A 19,795-nucleotide genomic window follows, 5' to 3' on the forward strand; every position below is an offset into this window, starting at 1 on the left:
CTACGCTCCGGAGTACATCTACTTCTTTTCAATCTTATGTCATTCTGCGCCCTTTCCCAGGTGACAGATCTTCTCAATCCATCCGGTACAGAACAATTTGGCACGCTGGTAACAGCACTGGAAAACGGCAACTATGTCGTTTTGGACCATATGTACGATCTCAATGGGGTTTCCAATGTTGGTGCTGTGTTTCTATACAATGGTAAAACGCATGAACTGATCAGTACATTAACCGGAAGTACGGCTAACGATCAGGTCGGTAGTGGACTGATCATTCCCCTGAAAAACGGCAATTTTGTCGTTCGAAGCGTTTATTGGAATAATGGTACCGCTACTTCGGCCGGTGCGGTTACGTGGGTAAACGGAACCACAGGATTGAACGGCGTTGTCAGTGCCGCAAATTCGCTGGTCGGCAGCTCGACAAACGACATGGTTGGATCAAACTGGATTGAGGTTTTACCCAATGGTAACTACATTGTCGGAAGCCCATCGTGGCGAAATGGGACGGCGGCCAGCGCAGGCGCCATTACCTTAGGAAATGGCACGACCGGAACGACAGGCCCTGTTTCTGAAACCAACTCTCTGGTAGGCTCCTCGGAAAATGACTACGTCGGAAGAGTGGTAGTGTTGAAAAATGGCAATTTCCTGGCCCAAAGTCATAGTTGGAATAATGGAAATGTTACCGATGCCGGTGCAGTCACATGGTGCAATGGTTCTGCACCCGTTACCGGCGCGATAAACGCAAGTAATTCTCTGGTAGGCACGGCGACGAACGATCGTGTCGGTATCGAAGATATTACGGTTTTGGCCAATGGGAATTATGTTGTCAGTAGTTCGAGGTGGAATAATGGAGCAGCCAGTGCGGCTGGGGCGGTAACTTTCGGCAATGGCGCGACTGGCGTTACCGGGGCGGTCAGCAGTGCCAACTCGCTGGTAGGTAGTTCGCTGGGTGATCAAGTGGGCAATGATAGGATATTGGTGCTCAGGAACGGTAACTTCCTGGTGCGGAGTAGATATTGGGATCGTGGAAGCATTACGGATGCCGGCGCGGTCACCTGGGTAAGTGCGGTTACGGGATTGTCGGGTGTTGTGAGCAGCGATAACTCGCTCGTAGGCACCAGTGCAAATGATGCGGTAGGGCAATATATCCCGGCCCTTTTAGCAAATGGTAATTATATAGTAGGGGTCCCCGCCTGGGACAATGGTTCCCTCCAGAATGCAGGGGCGGCAACGTGGGGAAATGGTTCAACCGGCATTACAGGGAGCATTTCGCAGAGTAATTCTCTGGTCGGAACGTCTGCCAATGCCTATGTCGGGGGCATTGTTACTGAGCTGACAAACGGGAACTATGTTGTCAGTAGCTCCAATTGGAGCAACGGGTCAGCTGTAAGCGCCGGAGCTGTTACCTGGTGTAGTGGGGCTGGGGGATTAGCAGGTGAGGTCACTGCCCAGAACTCCCTGGTTGGCTCAACAAGTTACGATCAGGTGGGGACTCAGGTAACTCCCCTTGCTAATGGTAATTATGTGGTAACCAGTTTTAACTGGGGAGCCGGGTCGGTTCAAAAAGTGGGCGCCGTCACATTCTGCGACGGTAGCCAGCCTACAAGCAAGGTGGTAGGAGCTGATAATTCCCTTGTCGGAGTTTTGCAGAGCGAAATGATCGGAAACGGAGGGGTAACTGCCCTTGCGAATGGGAATTACGTCGTAGTTAGCACCTCGTGGCGAACCGGTACGGCGTACCAGCGCGGTGCCGTCACCTGGGGAAGCGGCACATCGGGAATTGCAGGCCATATTACTGAGCAAAATTCTCTTGTAGGCAGCAGAGATCAGGATAACATCGGAAATAAGGGGATCGTGGCCCTGCCCGATGGAAACTATCTTGTGCTAAGTAGCCAATGGGCCAATGGAACAACTCTATATGCAGGTGCTGTGACATTTGGCGATGGCCAAAACGGGACTGCCGGGCAGATTTCCCAGCTGAATTCGCTGATCGGCTCGTCGGCTAATGACCAGATCGGCAGCCACGGGGTTACCATTCTCCGGAATGGAAATTACCTGGTCAGAAGTCCTTTTTGGAACAATGGCAGCACAATGCGTGTGGGCGCAGTTTCGTGGGGCAAACGCAATGTGCCGTTAACTGGAATAGTTGGTCCTGATAACTCGTTCGTGGGGTCCATCGCTTACAGTAATATCGGGATAGGAGAACCACGGATCTTAGCGAACGGGAACTTTGTGTTGTACAACGCTTTCTCAACAACGTGGGGTGATTCGGAAAGAGGGCTGGTAGGTTTCTGTACCAACCAAAATTCTCTTGGAAGTTACGGGGGAAACAACGTAGGCGTGGTGGAAGTTTCTGACAATTACTACTACGTGATCAGCATATATAGTCTCACAAACCCTTACACATATCAATTCAGGTCTGTTACGCTTTGCAATGCAGTCACCGGCACGTCGGGATCGCCAAACACTTGTAATTCCGTACTCGGCAACTTTAGTACGCCTTTTGCAAATACCGCATACAATGCCCAACACGGGTATATGGTTGTGGGACAGCCGCTTTTAAACAAGGTAAGTATTTACGACCCGCTCGGAGCGCCGCTTGCCAACTCTCAGGACGAGAGTAATTTAAATATCGCCGCAGAAGGCAAGGCTGAGCTCGAAGTTGCATCCGGATGCAGTATTTTGGGTGTGATAGCGTCTACGGGCCCGGAGGGGATAAGAGGAACTGTAAATGCCAAGGTTTGGGTAGAAGACGAGGTGCCGGATTACAAAGGAGAACCGTTTGTGGCCCGGCATTATCAGATTACACCCGAGTCGAACCCTGGTACGGCGGAGGGACGCGTCACCCTTTATTTTTCCCAGCTCGATTTCGACAATTTTAACAGCCATCCCAAAAGCATTGAAAAGCTACCGACGAGCGGCTCTGACACGCAGGGGATCATTAACCTGCGCATAGGCAAGTTTTCCGGCGTGAGCAGTGACGGCTCCGGGCTGCCTGGCTCTTATCCAGGCGAAGCTGGCGAGGTGATCAACCCCGAGGACAGCTATATCGTTTGGAATGCAGCTTATAGCCGTTGGGAAGTCAGCTTTTTTGTAAAAGGATTTAGTGGGTTCTTTGTGCAAACGAACGCAAATGCATTGCCGGTAACGCTCGTTTCTTTCTCCGGATCTCAGCTTGAAAATGACGTCCTTCTGACCTGGAACGTGACGGACGCACAAAATTTCAGCCATTTTGATGTTGAAAGAAGTGTGGATGGAAAGCGCTTTTCCGTGTTGCAGACGGTCCCCTACGTAGACCAGCAGGCCCTATACAATGCCATTGATCCAGGCGCCGCCCATTATTTTCCGGGCAAAACGCTCTACTATCGCCTCAGGATGAATGATATCGATCAAACTTTTGCTTACTCCAGGATGATCCCCGTCCGTATTGCGGGGGACCGGAATGATGTGGTGGTATATCCCAATCCATCCGCCGGAAAATTTATGGTGACCGTTCATTCGACCGAGGGCGAACTTGCCGATATCACCGTGGTGGACCTGCTGGGGAGGGTGGTATCGAGGAGCAGTGCGCGTGTGTCCGCGGGTAAGATAGAGCTGGATGCCGCCGGTCTTTCTTCCGGATCTTACACGCTGCGCATAGAGGTTCAGGGTAAGGTACAGAGCAGGGTGATTGTGAAGCGATGAATGGATGATGGCAGGAGGCTGTCGGGCAGATTTGATAACTGCGTATGGTGATAATCGTTCAAATTGAATAGGCTGGTGCCTGCCTGACAGTTTTTTGTCGAATGACTCCCGACTTGATGTTCTTATTGGGTAGTGAAATTTTATTGTAACCTTTTCTAACTATTTACTTTACGGTAAAATAAGATGTAGAAATCTGATCTAAATTGTGCCACGTCAATTAGTTAACAGCTATTGATTAGCTATCTCACGTTTCCATTCTTCTCCTCTATCGGTATGTTAAAACACTGTTTCCTATTTTTAATCGCCCTGTCATGCCTGTGTTGCGACAAGGATGCGAACGAATTACCCAAAATCTCACCGCCAACTCCCACAATTCTTACCGCTTATCAGAACAGTGAGGCGATTCTGCAGATATTGCTGACTAACAAAAGTGACGAATGGCGGAAACAGACCCAGGTTGAAATCAAGAATCTTACAGGGGCAGCTATTAAAGGATTGGCTTTCCATATAGAGGGCTGCAAGACTGCTGAATCAGGATCATATAACTGCGAAAATGTTTACAGTTATCAAATGAAAGCAGGTGAGGAGATCGCGAGTGAGGGAAGTAAGACAGTTACAACTATCGATGATTTTTTTTACGGAAAAGATTTTAAAAACAATCTGTATGTAACTAGGCTTAGTCCGGTTGCAGACGATTCAGGCCTTCCGGCAGGATATTACAGAAATATAGATGTTGACTATGCAACAGTTGATACATCGGTATTCTACTACGGTAATGGCCGCTGTTTTATCACCGTTGACAACGACGTCGTTCTCAGATATAACCTTTATCGCAGGGGCAACGCGGGCGTTGAGATGAAGGATATTGTTGGGAAGATATCGAGAGACACCGTTGTAAACGCCCGATTGGACCAGCGAAAGGCGTCGGACACATTCGACTTTCTTACGGGAAAAATCAAGGAACTGGAAATTCTGCTGAATCCCGACGATGATACCAGCGTAAAGTCCATCAAGGTGACGCTCAATTGAATCTCCGTACTCTTCTTCCTCTTAATACAATGAAATTAACTTCTACAATTACGTGGTTGCTGTTGCAGTTTTGTGCCTTAGCAGCACTGGCACAATCTGAAAAATCCAGTCAGAAACTTGTCAAGATTACCCAGACGATTGATTCTGATGTCGTGTATTCCGATCTGGACCGCATTTCGGTAACTTTTACTGTGTACTACACAAATCAGCCTGATAAGGAAAAGAAGGAAACCAATTACGTTATAACCTACAAATGCCCGGCCCCTGACGCCCTGCTGGATACTGCGAGCATTAACCTGGATGCGCCAATCAATTTTTTAACCTTGAAAACAGAACTGAACCAAAAAATTCAGGTTAAAGGTGATTCTGTCAGGCCCATTCAAGGTAATACGATTATGAAACTTTTCGTAGCGTTTACTTCCGTCGGTCAGCTCGATGGGAAGCGGTTGCCGGCGGGTAATTTGCTGGTGCACGACTATATTGGTACATACAAAAAGGACATATTCAAGCATCACGAAGAGAGGCAGGCATTTGTCAGTTCTCAAACCAGTAAGGTAATGGTATTGAATATTGGAATAGACAGCCTGACTAAGGAAATGGGAGTGCTTGCGGATACTATATCAAAATACGCCAAATTTATCAAGATTGAAGATGAAAAGATTTTAAACTCACGAACGCTGGTTGAGGATAATAATAAGAAGATCGATGAATTGAAAGCGAAGAAATCGGAGCTGGAAAGACGGCTAGCTGATCAGAACGGAAATATAAGCAAGAATGATGCGTTATTGAAAAATTCAAGAGAAAAAAGAGATAGCGTAATAAAATTAGAAAAGGCTAAGTCACTTAATGTTTCGGATACGCAAAATACAATTAATGTCGCTGAAACGAATAAGCTTAAACTGGAAAAATACGTAGTAATATTGGATAAACTAATTAAGTCAAATGTTTTCAAATTGGACAGCGTATCTGGAACATATAAAATTGATGCGGATGTCTTGAAGAAAAACTTACTACAAGGTGACTCGATCATTCTGACAAGCCTAATAAAGGATGGATATTTAAAAGAAGATAACCAAAAAATAATTGAATTAGCCACTACTGATTTAACTAGTAAAATTAAAGAAGACAAGTCCAAAATTGACCGCTATAATAGTGAATTGGTGTCTTTTAGAGCTAAATTAGATAAGCAGAGGGATTCGGTCTTGGTGTCTCGTATTGAGCTAGCGAAGGTGGAGGAAGAATATTCTGGTTTCAAAAGACTTGTAGATATCCAGGTTGACGAACGGGCAAAAACCGAGACTGAACTGGATAAAATCAAAAAGGATATTTCTGAGGCAGAAACTGTTGGTAGAAAGCTTGCCGATATACCCGGTTTGCAACGTGTGCGGGATGAGAAGGTTAATCTAAACAAGGCACTGATGTCAAAGAGTGATAGTCTTGGTAAAACGCTTACTGCATTTCGTAGAGAGGTAAAGGAAGAAAATAAGAAACTGATCGCGGCGGGAATATTTCAGATTTTTAAATTACATGTCCAGATCGAGCGGGGTTACATTGAGCGTGTTCAGGTATTTATTCCTGATGCTACGGGCAACCTTGCTATTTATGAAAATATTTATGCTATCGGGTTTTCTTCTGTGAAGAACTTTATGCGGTTTTCGAGAACGAGATTGTACGCCCGCCTCTCGCCGGATAAGTTCGTGTACCTGAGCGATGTATTCGCCAATTACGAAAACTTCCTGGAAAATTATACCCGGGATTATTGTCCGGCCGATACTACCATTAACGATTTTAAACCGTCGGACGGCTTCATGAGCTTACAGCGTGACACATTCAAGAATCTTTTTGACACGAAAGTGTACACTGATTTTGAAGGAATAGACCCGGGGAAACCGAATGGTCTGATTCAATTTGAGGTGTCGCGACGATTTAACATTAAGACGTCCAGGATTCAGGTTCGTAATTCTCGTTCCGATATCGGATGGCTAACATATTTCAATGCATTCGGATCACTTAATAAAATTGAAAAGGATAAGCGCGTCCTCGAATTGCGCAATGAGGATGTTGTGCGGAACAATCAGGTGATATCACCTTACTATGCAACGGCGCTCGATATCCGCCGGTATCAGAACTTTGCATTAGGAGGCGAACTCAATCTCTTCCTGTTCGACTGGCCGGACGGTAAAATGACATCTTATTTGGATATCGGGGCAACATATGGCCACACGCCGCTTGTTCAACGCCCATTGAATGTTGCCGACCCTTCTGCACGCAGGGATTCTATTTCACTGAGCGGACATTCATCCACAGTGTACCCGAAAATTTCCGTCGAGCTTTTGTCTGAAAAGCGTATAGGGTTTGTGCTATCATTTCAATTTAATCGCACGGTACTTTTTAGCAATAATAATTTCAAGCCTATTACCAGTTACGCAAAATCGGATCTTACCAGTAGGGTTATCGAGCCATCGGCCCGCAATTCACATATGGTGGAATGCTATATCCGTGCTATGCCTACCAGTAACAGAGACGGGCAGTTTTTCTTTCGCGCGCGATATTTTATTCAGCAGAGAGATCGGAATACATTTTTTGCACAATTCCAGTTTGGTTACAGCTATAACATAAAACTTAAAGGATTCGACTCATGAAAAATTTAGTATTAATGTTATTCTGCTGGCACATTGCAAACTGCGTACATGCGCAGTTCAATACAACTTATAAATCTCCGGACGTGTCGTGGAAAATAATGTATCCAATCGGATGGCGCGTAGGAAAAGGAATAGTAATAGGATATGATTCTACTTCCTATATGAGAGATGGGAAAATTAGCAGGGAAATGACGACGCGGTTTATACAAATCTTTAAAAGGAGTGGTGTCGAGGAGTTTCAGTTTATTCCTACAACGGATGATGTTTTAACCCAAACCAATATCCGTAAATGGATTGCCATTCCTAAAAATGATAAATACACTTACTATGAGAACGCAGCTGATCAGTCTTTCTCGAAGCCTTTGCAGGCTTTCTACAATAATCCGAAGCTGGCCACAAAAATTAGTATTAAGACAATAGTTTCGAATCGGGATAAATTGGTAATCGAGGAATGGGTTGCCGGCGGCTTTGTTGAAAACCCTCAGCCACTCTTATCGCCTAAAAATCGTTTGCAAACTTTCTATACGCGCAATCAGCTTCGCAACGCTTTTAGAATGTACAAAACACCAAAGGTTCTGTACTTAGAGGCAAGCGTAATGCCCGGTGTGGGTGGCAGGGTTCTCCAGGTAATGAATCGCCAACCGGACATTTCGATGTATAGTGACAGGGAACAAAATGAAATGGGTATTTTTAACTGGGGAGTTTCTCTTAAAGTTGGGTTTAATGTAGATAGCCGAAATTCGTTTTATTTGTCGGGAGTTTTGCAACAACAAGGGTTTCGTACACAGGGGCACATAATAAATTGGAGCAACGGATTGAGCACAGGTAATACCGGTCGCCGTTATGATTTCCGTTATTCTGGATTTGAAACTGGTTATAGCTTTAATCCCTTTAAAGAAAATACTTCTTTTTCATCCGATGTAGGCCTTCATTTTCTATTCGCATCGCGCGCTTTTGATGCAAGTGACTTCACATGGGGTTCACATTTGTCGATTGGGCCTAAATTCAGAATCGGAGGACGTTTAGATCTAAGAGTGTTGCCTACGGGCTATTTCAATTTTAAGCGCCTGGAGACCGGATCTCAAGACATGGAACTGGTTACAAGGTTATTCACTGCCGGACTTAAAGTTGCAGTGCGCCAGTATTTTTGATAGCCTGATTATAGTAACAAAATACAACCCTCTTCATAGCCAAAACTGCCAGACAATGCTTACAGATGCTGCAAATTCGGGTACATTACGACATTATTTATTACAGCACGGTCTTACAAAAAAGGAAATCGAGCGCGATCTGCCGACCAGCCAATTGGATAAGCCATTTAGACAGGCTGAAAGAATTCTTTTCTATGAAGGAACTACCAGCGGAATCGCGAACTGCCAATTGAATATAAACCGCGAATTCAAGCCAAGCAGATCAGGTGACCGCAGGCCATGGAAGGAGCGGGAAAAAGTAATCCGCTCGGAGTTTTTGCAGTTTCTTTTTAGTCCTCAGTGGTCCAAAAGATTATTACACGGGCAAACATTGAAGATAGTTGGCGCAAATATCAGGTCTACTGCCGAAGACATGTGGGAGATGAACAGTTGGAAACAGCCAGGATCTCGTATGAATCCTTCCCAACGCCCCAATGCGTATTCCCTTGACCTGCGCTATTCTGAGATCCCGGTGGAAGTATTATTTCAGGATTGCTCGTTTGCAAGTGGAATTAATGTAAAGAACAGTTCTACTAAAACTATCAAGTTTTTAGACTGTCAAATTGGCTTTACAAGGAACAAGGGACTGCAATATCAAGATGATGCAAACGCAGGAAAAGTAAGCTTTAATGGCATCGGCTTAAACATGAATGGCAGTTTGGTTTTCCAGAGGAGGTCTGTGCGTGGCCAGGGATTCGTAAGTAAGAGCAGTGAAACCGGAGAGCGTAAGGGGCCGGAGGATCTAAGCGGAGATGTCGTCCTAAGTGAATCACGTATTACAGGCGAGCTTAGGTTTAAAGGCGAGGGCGATCAGGATTCAAGGATACATGTTGATGGTCGTATCAATCTTGAAAAGGCCAACATAGGAGGGATTACATTTGAATCTGTCGTTTCAGGAGGGCTAGCAGGACAATTCCTTAAATGCCGGAGTATTGACTGTATCACCGCCATTTTTAAAAAGGAGTTCAATCTCGATTTCGCTATGGTAGCGGAACGAGTTTCAAGTTGGTTGATATCGAGCGACTATACCATCCGGATGAATAAATTCAACGCAGGAATTTCTATGCGAGGTATTGAGGCCGTAACAATATCGCTTATGCAAATGGATACGACTTTTATAAACCTAGTCGGCGCCAGAATTTCATCTTTTTGCTCCTTTGCCGGATCTCATGTTTTGTCTGGCAACCCAGCGGATAATGGGGTAACTCTCCGGGACGCTATTATCAAGGGTGATTTGATGCTTTCCTCTGGTTTTCAAACAGATGGCTTAGTTGACCTTCGCTCAATAGTAGTTGAAAACCTGGTTTTTGCCGGCGGAACATTTATTCACTCCAATGCCTTCGATGACTACGGCTCAGAAAGAGAAATAATATCTGCCCAGGATGCGGTCGTAAATGGGTCGGTCTTTTTCAATTTCAGATCATTCAAGAAAGATAGTTTAGCGCAGCAGGAGGGGGAGGAACAAAACAGACATTTCGGCGATGTCGATTTGAGGTTTAACCGCAGACCATCAGTGGAAGAATCCGGAAATGCTATTCTTCAATCGAACGACTTAACAAGTTCGCAGTCACAATTCCAGAAGCAGCTAAATCGCTTAATGGTTGGTGACATCAATACTAACTATCAATTAGAAGAAAAAAAGTATAGTGCCGACGTTTGCAATGGGCCGTTCAGCCAGTTCTTTTGGCTGACGTTTTTTGATGAGTTCGGAGATAAGCAGCAGTGGCGTGCGCTAAGTAACCAAGCCTTAATTGGTATGGTCGAAGCTCGTCAGATTCTAGCAAAAATTGAAAGAAAGATTACATTTTTCCGACGTGTCATTGTTAACTCGAAGCAGCAAGGCAGTCGGAGTCAGCATTTTAAGGCCAGGCTGTATACTTTGTTTGCGCTTCGGCGAGAAATCAAACGAAAACACCGACGGAAGCATCCACTCGGCGTTACGCTTGTTGCTGGAAAAGTGAATTTTGAGAGAGCCATTGTTAAGCGCAACTTTATTTGTAACGGAAGTTTTTTCTATGCCTGTTTGCCCGCTCAGTCAACATCTGCAAAGGGCGCTCAAACATTTGGCAAGCGGGTATTTTCCGGATTTCCCTATGTCAGGGATTGGCTTGATTCTCAGACTTGGAAATCCGATTTGGTTACAGACCAAAAAAAGTTGCCAACGGCAATTAGTCTTCGGCGAACCAGGGTTTCGGGTGACCTTTATTTGAACGAGGGCGACGACCTCGAAGCAATCCCTTTTCGTGTTTTCGGGAGAGTCGATTTACATTCGTCCGAGGTCGGGCAATTCTTTGTCAATCCTGTCCGTGGAATGCACGAGCAAACAGAGTGGAAGATAGTTGGCATGAAATACAATTATATTTACAGCTACTCTTCACGGGCAATAAAGGATCACGAAAAGGTTTTAGATCAATGCTTATGGTTTAAAGATTATACTGAGGAATCTAATTACAGGCAGCCATATGAACAATTTGCTAAAACATTATTGCATTCAGGTGAGGATTCCAGAGCACGACGAGTATTGTTAAGAACAAAAACCCGAGGTGTTGGTGAACTTGGTTTGATGTTCATTCTTAAGTCGTTTGCATTCCTGGGGTTGCCTGCCTATCGAGCGCTGGTATCACTTTTCGGTTTGTGGCTTTTAGGAGTAATCATATTTGATTACGCATTCAATAGTGGCCAGTTTTGCGCCCCTTGCTCTTCGCTACAATTTGACGCTAAATTTTTATCAGCTGAAAATATGCTGCCTCCACTTTTGTCTCGAATGACCCGAGATGTTTGCAGGCTTGAAGTAAACGCTGCATCTGGAGTCCGTTTTTTCTACTTAATCCAACCTTTAATCGGAACGATATTGAGTACCATGTTCCTGTTGGGTATCGGAAGAATAATTCGCAGGTCGTAGTCTCGGTACTTATAAATGTAATCAGGAGAGAAAAGTTAAATCCATCTAAATAATCCTTAATCGACTATCACATTGGAAAATACACAGGTTAACTATGACAAGCTGAATCTTTTGAAAAGGCTTCGTGACGAGTCGTTATACGGGTGGACCATTTGGGAGCCCACAGATATTCACTCTCACGGTATTCCGAATGAGCATAAAATAGCACGAAGAGTCCGGCATTTTACGATTATCAACGAGTCACTGAAAAAGCATCGCTTTAATCCCGATACAACAAAGGTTTACTATGCGCAACGCTTTGACGAAACATGTGGGCCATTTCTCCGGAATACAACCAGTAGATTAATGTTACTGGAACTGGTTAATGAGGAAGTAATACACGGCGCTCTGAATATCAAGTCGGTAAGGGGATTCTATATCCCTGAGCATGGGAGGTGGTTTGAATTTGATATGACCAACGTGCCGATTTACGATGCAGTTAAACCATACTTGACCTCCCAAAATCAGAAAGCAGAGTTTTTGAAAGATCTCAACAATCAAATAGGTGCAGGTCTATCGTTTTCATTACAAGAATCAGGGCAGTTTAATGTCAGGATTGATAAAATCATTGATGCGGACTTTGAAATAACCGCAAATCAGTCTCAGGGATGGCAGATATTCATCCACAATTACTTTCGATTTTTCTTCGATAATGTAAAAGGTCGGTTTGGGCACTTCTGGATATGCGAGAGCCCGGCGGAAGCTTTGAATGTGCTTTGGCTTGCGACTTATGTCGAGGGTAAAGAAGAACATGAGTATTCGGAGAATGGTACCTATGACGGTTTGAAGCGAAACGACGAGGGTAAGATAGAGTTTGTGATTAAACCAAAGGATGGCGAGCAACCTACCCAGGTTGAAACCAGTTCGATGGAAATGAAGCAGTTGACACTTGCTTTTGCGGATGGCAAGTTTCAGGCAAAATCTTCTGCGTTTTTGATTTTCAAAGATTCATTATTCTCCACCTCTGTTGTTTTAATGGACGAGGGATTGGTGAAGCTAGAAGGTGAAGAATTAATCATAGAAGGAATTAACCCCTTTCAAATGGAACGGGACTATGAAAATTTGATGAATGTTTAATAGCCTGAAAACCGGTAGATTTCCCCCCAACCGCCGTTTTCCCGCAAACAACCAACGCTCTCATCATGCGACGCAGTTTACGGGTCACCATTCAGCTTCTTTTAATATTTATCACCGTTCTACCCGCATTCGCGCAGCAGCCTGTGCGGGTGGAGGTCGATTTTGCCAAAAAGGTGGGGCCGATGAATCCGGCCTGGGCGTGGTTCGGGTATGACGAGCCCAACTATACTTATATGAAGGATGGTAAGAAATTGCTGTCCGAAATTGCGGCGCTGAGTCCCGTGCCGGTGTATGTGCGGGCGCATTGCCTGCTGTGTACGGGCGATGGCACGCCGGCGCTCAAATGGGGTTCCACCAATGCCTACACCGAAGATAGCCAGGGCAAGCCCGTTTATAATTGGGCTATTGTCGATAGTATTTTCGACACCTACGTGCAAAGGGGCATGAAGCCGCTCGCGCAGATCGGCTTTATGCCCGAAGCGCTGTCGACCAACCCCACGCCTTACCAGCACGACTGGAAGCCCGGTGACCCTTATTTTAAAATCATCACCGGCTGGGCCTACCCGCCAAAAGATTATCAGAAATGGACCGATTTGGTTTACAATTGGGTAAAACATTCAGTAGAACGCTATGGCCAGAAAGAGGTGGAGAGCTGGTATTGGGAGGTCTGGAACGAGCCGAATGGTTACTGGAAAGGCACGATGGAGGAGTTTTTCAAACTTTACGATTACTCCGCCGATGCGGTGAAAAGGGCATTGCCTACGGCCCGCATTGGCGGACTGAATATTGCCGGCACTTCGGGCAAGACGGGCACGCAATGGCTGGAAGCATTCCTGAAACATTGCGCGGAAGGGACCAATTATGCAACCGGCAAAACCGGATCGCCGCTGGATGCCGTGTTGTTCCATGCCAAAGGATCGCCCAAGCTGATTAACGGCGTGGTGCGGATGAACATGAGCCCGCAGCTGCGCGATATCCAAACCGGCTTCAAGTCCGTTCTGGCCTATCCGCAGTTTAAAAACCTGCCGCTGATCGTCGGCGAATCGGACCCGGAGGGCTGTGCGGCTTGCGGAATGGCCACGAATCCTTCCAATGCCTACCGCAATGGAACCATGTATTCGAGCTACACCGCAGCCACATTTGCCCGCAAATATGCCCTGGCCGATCAGTATGGTGTCAATTTCCTCGGTGCGGTGTCGTGGTCTTTTGAATTCGAAAACCAGCCGTGGTTTTACGGCTTCCGCGACCTCGCCACCAACGGCGTCGACAAGCCGGTATTGAACGTCTTCCGGATGTTTGGCAAAATGAGCGGCGACCGCGTGGAGGCCCGCAGCGAGCGGATGTATCCGCTGCAAATGGTGCTCGACTCCAGCATTCATGGCGAAAAGACGGAAATCGGCGTGCTTGCATCCAAAGCGGGGCGGAACGCCGCGGTGATGCTTTGGAACTACCACGACGATGACCGCCAGGGCGCGGCCGAACCCGTCGAAGTCCAACTGAGCGGAATCCCGGCAGGCTCGGTAACCTTCACCGAATACCGCATAGATCACGAACACAGCAATTCCTACGAGGTTTGGAAGAAAATGGGCTCGCCCCAGCAACCCACCGCCGCGCAAATTACGACGCTCGAAAAAGCCGGCCAGCTCGAAACAATGGGCAAACCCCGTAAGCTGAAAGTTGCCAACGGCTCAGTACGAATCCCCGTGGCATTGCCAAGGCAGGCCGTATCGCTAATCAAGCTCGATTGGTAGGCGGATTGGAATCAGTAAGATTTACCGTTTGGGATTTTGTATGCCATTGGTGGTGATAAGTCATTTATAGACGTGTGATTGACAATGATTTCACTTGTAGATCAATGCTTGTCGAGCGGCGTCAGGCAGGCCAGGAGCACCAGCACGAACGACAGGACCGAAGCGTAGGTGCGGATCGCGTGCAGCCGGTTCCAGGGCATTTCAAACCGCAAGCGGTGGGCGGCCAGTTCGTCCGTGGAAGCTCCGGTCAGGTTCATCTTGCTTAGTAGTTCGTTCAAAGGCACATTACCGGCCGCGGTAACGCCGAACGTCCCGATCACATACACCAAAGTAGCGCCCAGCAGAAGGTAGAAGCGTGTGCCCGTGCCCAAATGCTGGTAAGTGCTCAATGGAAGTAGTAGTAATGTCCCCATGAAGCTGAAAAAGAACACGGGATTCAAAATAGCCCGGTTAATCGATTGCATCGCGGAGAGGTAACCCGCATCCGGTAGCGCGCCTAGCCCGGGGTTCACCGAGCAGGAGTAGCTGTAAAACAATCCGGCGATGAGGCCGCTGGTAAGGGCTGTCGCAAGCAGGAAGAGATTGATCGTCGTCATATTTTTTTCTTCAAAGTTCGCCGGTGCATGACCGGAAAAATAGAAGAAAAGCGACAACGGCAGGCAGCGCGCTCCGATTGCATCGCTAACCTGCCCGAAACAACCAACTCCCTGCTTGCAGATGCTAGTTGCGTTCGAAGCGGATCACCCACATCCAGTTCATAGGCCAGTGCGAGTTGATGCCGTCATGGCTGAGTAATATGTTGTTTACCAGCTCGTAACCCATCAGCGACCCTCCCTTTTGAGCGAGATCTTCCTTGGCGCGATTGTAAAGTTGTATCCATGTTTCAGGGGAAATCAGTTCCTGGGATGCGCTTTTGAGTTTTTTCCAGTTAAAATTTTCAGAAGTGCCGTATCGTTCGATCAGGTAATGCTTGAAGCTTTCGTCGTTCAGCGTGATCACGGCCTGTTTTTCGTTTTCGCTTTCCATAACCATCATGTTAAATTTTGGATAAATAGGAAATTGTAACCGACGTTAGCATTAAAACTGTACCATTTATTTTTACTCACTTGTAGAATTATTTCAAATCAATATTTTCTTGATCAAAATGCCGGCTCAAATGGCTCCTAAGCCAGCAGCCCGATCATTTTTGCACTCTGTAATGCCTCGATGGAATTGTCGGCATGCAGCTTTTCAAGAATGCGCTGCCTGTGAGTGTTGACAGTATGGACACTGATGTCCAGCAATGCGGAAATTTCTTTACTCAATTTGCCCTTGCCGATCATCCCGAGTATTTCCTTCTCCCGCGACGTCAGTTTGATCCCGGGATCAATGCGGCTGGCCACTGGCTGGATGAGCTCGCCCGTGCGGAAGTTGATGACCTGGCTGCGGACATCGGTCTGGGACTGGTTCGGCGAAACGTCGATCACGCCCAGCGATAGCCATATGTTTCCCGACGCATCCAGTTCAAGCACCTGGTGTTGTTCAGTTACCCGCAATACCTGGTCGTTCAGCACGAGCCGGTATTCAGTTACCATTTTAAAATGCTTCCGCAGGTGCACCGGCTGCCCCATAAGGAACTTCATCGCATCGTAGCCATTGCGCGCCAGCGTTTCGCGGTCGTCGGGGTGTATTTTTCGGTCAAACAATTCATTGGGAATGCTCGATTCCGTTTCTGCGAATTCATAACCGTAGAGTTCATAGAAATTCCGGGAGACGTACACGTGCGTTTGTTTTTGGAGATCATAAACCGTCACGCCGCTGCTGCTGAGCTGCGCCATAGCCCGGATAAGCGCCAGTTGCTTGTCCAGGCGCTCGGGTTCGAAGCCGTCGAAGTCGTAATATTTATTCAGCAATGGCAGGTAGTCGGGCGCAATCCTCGCAGGGCGGCCCGGCGTGTTTTGTAATGATAAATCAGTATTTCCTCTCATGGGCTTCCCGGTTTTCTTTGCGGTATGTTGTAAGGACAACTCTGGTGGCATTTAACCTAAAATGCCCTCATTATTTCGCAAAAAATTATCCTACGCCATGAATTTCTCGGTAATACGCCAGGCCGACACGCCTTGGGGAAAAGCCTTTGCCAATGCGCTGGCCGCCAATCACCGCCATCTCATCCTCACCGGCACCAGCGAACCCGCGCTCGAAGCGCTGGTGAGGGATATTGTGAGGAAATATCCCGTGCTCGTCCATTACCTGGTCACCGACGACGCCGATACCGGAAGCATCATCGTCGCCTGCGAGAAGATCAACGATCGTTTCGAGGTCGACCTGCTTGTGAATTATGCCGAAACCGGTTTTCCGCTGACGCTCGAAAACGAGGACATCCGCGCGCTCGACCGAAGGTTGAAAACCAGTCACGCGAGCCACATTTTGTTCCTGCACCAATTGTTGCCGAACCTGCTCCTCCATGCACACGCCCGGGTGGTAGACCTGTGGTGCAGCCCGCAGCCCGTTTCGGTGTGGGAGCAGGCGCTGCTCACCTACCACATACGTTTTGCGGAACATCTGAACGCCGAAATGGATGATGCCGGGCTGGGCATTGCCAGCTTTCACCTGCCGGTTTCGGACGGGCCGGAGCTTCCTGCGATGGCTGTGACGATGCTCGAAGAGGCAGTGCCCGGTTTTTGCGGGAGCAGCGTGATGGCCGGATAATGCCGTTCGGAATGCACATATTAATGCACCCGCAATGCATATCGGTCGTCGGAATGCAGTCAGGCAGGCATTACAGGATTTCATAGGCAGGGCCGGAAGCGGCGCGGGGTTTTCTTTTTTGTACATAAATCCGCATTTTAGCGACGTACAAAAATCCCAACGTCCAGCCATGAACCTCGCCGACATTGCCGCATTGCGTCTCGCCAACCAGCAGATACTCAACTCTCGCTACACCGAGCCGGCCGAGCTGGTCGCCTGGATGGGCGCGGTGCAGGCGCAGGATTTTGGAATGGCAAAATGGGCGCTCGGACTTCGGCTGAAACAAGCCACCGACGCCCGGGTGGAGCAAGCTATTGACGCCGGGGGTATCATTCGCACACATATCCTGAGGCCTACCTGGCATTTCGTGACGAAAGAGGACGTTCGCTGGATGATGGACCTCACCGCGCCGCATGTGGTGAAGCTGGCCGGGAGTATGTACCGCCAGCTGAAACTCGATAGCTCCGTGTTTAACATCACTAATGACCTCATAGGGAAACTGCTGGCCGACGGCGAGGAATTAACGCGCGAAGAAATCATTGCGGAGGTGAATAAAGCGGGCATCGAAACAGATAACCTCCGCGCCACGCACATTATGTTCCAGGCCGAGCTCGATAAGGTAATTTGCAACGGTGCCCGTCGGGGGAAGAAGTTTACCTACGCATTGTTTGATAAAAAAGTGCCTTCTGCGCCACCCGTACCGCGTGAAGAGGCACTGGGTGCATTGGCGAGGCGCTATTTTGCAAGCCACGGACCGGCCATCGTCCACGATTTTGCCTGGTGGAGCGGCTTGCCGGTAGCCGACTCAAAGCTGGCTTTCGAAGCGGTCCGCAGCGAGTTTGAAACAACTAATGTCAACGGCCGCGAGTACATCTTCACCGGCGTATCCGAAATACCGAAGGTCCCGGCCAAGGCGATGCTCATACCCGCTTACGACGAGCTCACCATCAGTTACGCCGACCGCAGCGCGGCCATGGACGAAGCCGTGGCGAATAACCCGGCGTCGGGTAGCGGCATTTTCAAGCCGGTTGTGATGGTGAAAGGCAAAATCGTAGCCGCTTGGAGGCGAACCGAGAAAAAAGATGCTGTCCACATCGAAATATCGACGCTGACCGACATGCCGGCCGCCGCGGAAAAGTCGCTGGATGCGGCCGGCACTGCTTATGCGCGTTTTGTGGGTAAAAAGAATGCAGTATTCGATTAAAGGTCGTCAAAGCATCCGCTCGATCTTATAGTAACTGATGTGTTCTTTCAGGAACGGTTCGGAGAACTTTTGAAAGCCGAACCGCTCATAAAACCTGAGCGCATCGGTGCGGGCATCGCACCACATGCGCTTGTAGCCTTGCGCCTTCGCATATGAAATGGCATGTTGCAATAACTTGGAACCCAATCCTTTGCCCTGAAAGTCTGGGAGCGTGGCAAACTTGCGAAACCGGATATCCTGCCCATCGGCGAACAGCGAAATAACTGACACCAGCTCGCCGCTGAAATATAATCCAAAGTGAATGCCGCTGTCGTCTTCCGGTACTTTTACAAACTCGCGGGGCTTATCGGGCCACAGCACCGAATGCCGGATATCAATGAGGTCGCCGGCAGTAACCTTTTGAATTTCAATTGAATCCATTTATTTATTGTTGCAAAAAGAGGCTGATACACAGTAATTTTTGCAAAAATAGCGCTATTCCGGCCCGCCACAAGGCGATCACCCAGCTGGATTTCTTGCGCCGGACCTGGTGCCAACGGAATACCATTCGCACCAGGAAATAGAAAACGGCAGGCATGTCAATCCGCGTCGTGAGGCGTGTAACGCGGCACCGCGTTTTTCACGGGTTCGAGCGATTGCAGGAAATAGTACAGCGCTTTCAGGTCATTGTCCGTCAGCACACCGAACGATTTCCAGGGCATGGGCGAATCAGGAAATAACGCTCCCTGCCTGAACCGTTTGATGAAATCGGTTACCGACCATTGGGCGATGGTCCCCGTTTCCGGGTCGGGCGTCAGGTTGGGCGTGCCGTACGTGCCGGTTTTGGCGGGCATCCGGTATCCTCCCGCAAACTGGGCGCCGATGAAATCACCGGTTTTGCCGCGGTTGGTGTGGCATCCCGCACAATTCCCGACCGACAGCGCCAGGTATTTGCCATATCGGGCCGTCGTATCGGGCACTACCGATTTCGGCGGAGCTTCGCCGGCCTGGAAAGGCTTCAATGCGAAGCGATGGACGATTTTGCCGAGAATGTTGAGATCGTGCTCCGGGACATCGTTCGGCACCGGGCGGATGCTCCGCAGGTAGGAGATTACCGCCGCAATGTCCTCATCGCTCATCGTGTTGTAGGACATGAAGGGGATCAGCGCCGTGCCGTCGTGCTTCACCGAATGCCGCAATGCCGATGCCAGTACTTCATCGCTATACTTGCCGATGCCGGTTGCTTTGTCCGGTGTGAGGTTGGGTGTGTAAATGATACCGAACGGTAATTTGATCTCTAATCCGCCGATGAGCCCCTTCAATGAGCCGGTTTGCAGCCGCTCGGTGCCGTCCGGCGCGTGGCAACTTTCGCAATGCCCCGGCCCGGTTACCAGGTAGCGGCCGCGGGCAATGGCTTCGGGGCTGTTGCTCGCGCGAATGCCGGTGGGAGCGGTGCTGAATTTTTGCCGGTAGCTGAACTGTACATATAATAATAGTGCAGCAAGCGGAATGGTTACACCCAGCGCAATGCGCAATGTCCATTTAATCAATTTTCTTTTCATGGCTAATTT

Annotated in this window: 14 protein-coding genes; 9 read left to right on the forward strand and 5 right to left on the reverse strand. The window is 48.2% G+C overall.

What is annotated here, in order from left to right; translation table 11 throughout:
- The first annotated feature begins 36 nt into the window (after positions 1-36).
- The 7 genes from DFER_RS26230 to DFER_RS26260 all read left to right on the forward strand — a co-directional run bounded on the left by DFER_RS26230 (position 37) and on the right by DFER_RS26260 (position 14,314).
- Positions 37-3,684: a T9SS type A sorting domain-containing protein gene (locus DFER_RS26230; RefSeq protein ID WP_015814697.1), complete on the forward strand. Its 3,648-nt coding sequence runs from the start codon at positions 37-39 to the stop codon at positions 3,682-3,684.
- 273 nt (positions 3,685-3,957) lie between these two features.
- Positions 3,958-4,713, forward strand: coding sequence for a hypothetical protein (locus DFER_RS26235; protein ID WP_015814698.1), 756 nt, complete (start codon positions 3,958-3,960; stop codon positions 4,711-4,713).
- A 29-nt stretch (positions 4,714-4,742) separates the two neighbouring features.
- Entirely contained in the window at positions 4,743-7,355 is a 2,613-nt protein-coding gene (locus tag DFER_RS26240) for a coiled-coil domain-containing protein (RefSeq protein ID WP_015814699.1), read from the forward strand.
- The gene (locus tag DFER_RS26245) at positions 7,352-8,506 is read left to right on the forward strand and encodes a hypothetical protein (protein WP_015814700.1); all 1,155 of its coding nucleotides are present in this window, start codon (positions 7,352-7,354) and stop codon (positions 8,504-8,506) included. Before DFER_RS26240 ends, DFER_RS26245 begins: the two co-directional genes overlap by 4 nt.
- A gap of 55 nt (positions 8,507-8,561) precedes the next feature.
- Positions 8,562-11,447 carry a hypothetical protein gene (locus DFER_RS26250; protein ID WP_015814701.1) on the forward strand — a complete coding sequence of 962 codons (2,886 nt, stop codon included), beginning with the start codon at positions 8,562-8,564 and terminating at the stop codon, positions 11,445-11,447.
- Between the two features lie 72 nt (positions 11,448-11,519).
- Entirely contained in the window at positions 11,520-12,563 is a 1,044-nt protein-coding gene (locus DFER_RS26255) for a hypothetical protein (RefSeq protein WP_143828815.1), read from the forward strand.
- A 65-nt stretch (positions 12,564-12,628) separates the two neighbouring features.
- Entirely contained in the window at positions 12,629-14,314 is a 1,686-nt protein-coding gene (locus DFER_RS26260) for a GH39 family glycosyl hydrolase (RefSeq protein WP_015814703.1), read from the forward strand.
- A 101-nt stretch (positions 14,315-14,415) separates the two neighbouring features.
- Here DFER_RS26260 and DFER_RS26265 read toward each other — a convergent pair whose 3' ends face one another.
- From DFER_RS26265 to DFER_RS26275, 3 genes are all read right to left on the reverse strand, one after another.
- Positions 14,416-14,910: an anthrone oxygenase family protein gene (locus tag DFER_RS26265; RefSeq protein WP_015814704.1), complete on the reverse strand. Its 495-nt coding sequence runs from the start codon at positions 14,908-14,910 to the stop codon at positions 14,416-14,418.
- Positions 14,911-15,034: 124 nt separating this feature from the next.
- Positions 15,035-15,340, reverse strand: coding sequence for a hypothetical protein (locus DFER_RS26270; protein WP_229206119.1), 306 nt, complete (start codon positions 15,338-15,340; stop codon positions 15,035-15,037).
- Positions 15,341-15,477: 137 nt separating this feature from the next.
- Positions 15,478-16,281 (reverse strand): LuxR C-terminal-related transcriptional regulator, encoded by an 804-nt coding sequence (locus DFER_RS26275; protein ID WP_015814706.1) that lies wholly within the window; start codon positions 16,279-16,281, stop codon positions 15,478-15,480.
- Between the two features lie 61 nt (positions 16,282-16,342).
- On the opposite strand from DFER_RS26275, the gene DFER_RS26280 reads away from it, so the two are divergent.
- Together DFER_RS26280 and DFER_RS26285 are read left to right on the forward strand one after the other, a co-directional pair.
- Positions 16,343-17,002: an SDR family oxidoreductase gene (locus DFER_RS26280; RefSeq protein WP_015814707.1), complete on the forward strand. Its 660-nt coding sequence runs from the start codon at positions 16,343-16,345 to the stop codon at positions 17,000-17,002.
- A 169-nt stretch (positions 17,003-17,171) separates the two neighbouring features.
- On the forward strand, positions 17,172-18,245 hold the full coding sequence (locus tag DFER_RS26285) for a winged helix DNA-binding domain-containing protein (protein ID WP_015814708.1): 1,074 nt from the start codon (positions 17,172-17,174) through the stop codon (positions 18,243-18,245).
- 6 nt (positions 18,246-18,251) lie between these two features.
- On the opposite strand, the gene DFER_RS26290 is transcribed toward DFER_RS26285, so the two are convergent.
- Together DFER_RS26290 and DFER_RS26295 are read right to left on the reverse strand one after the other, a co-directional pair.
- Positions 18,252-18,665 (reverse strand): GNAT family N-acetyltransferase, encoded by a 414-nt coding sequence (locus DFER_RS26290; protein WP_015814709.1) that lies wholly within the window; start codon positions 18,663-18,665, stop codon positions 18,252-18,254.
- Positions 18,666-18,823: 158 nt separating this feature from the next.
- A complete protein-coding gene (locus DFER_RS26295; protein ID WP_015814710.1) occupies positions 18,824-19,786 on the reverse strand; it encodes a c-type cytochrome in 963 nt (320 codons plus the stop codon).
- Between the last annotated feature and the right edge of the window lie 9 nt (positions 19,787-19,795).

The organism is Dyadobacter fermentans DSM 18053, assembly GCF_000023125.1.
Taxonomy (GTDB): Bacteria; Bacteroidota; Bacteroidia; order Cytophagales; family Spirosomataceae; genus Dyadobacter; species Dyadobacter fermentans.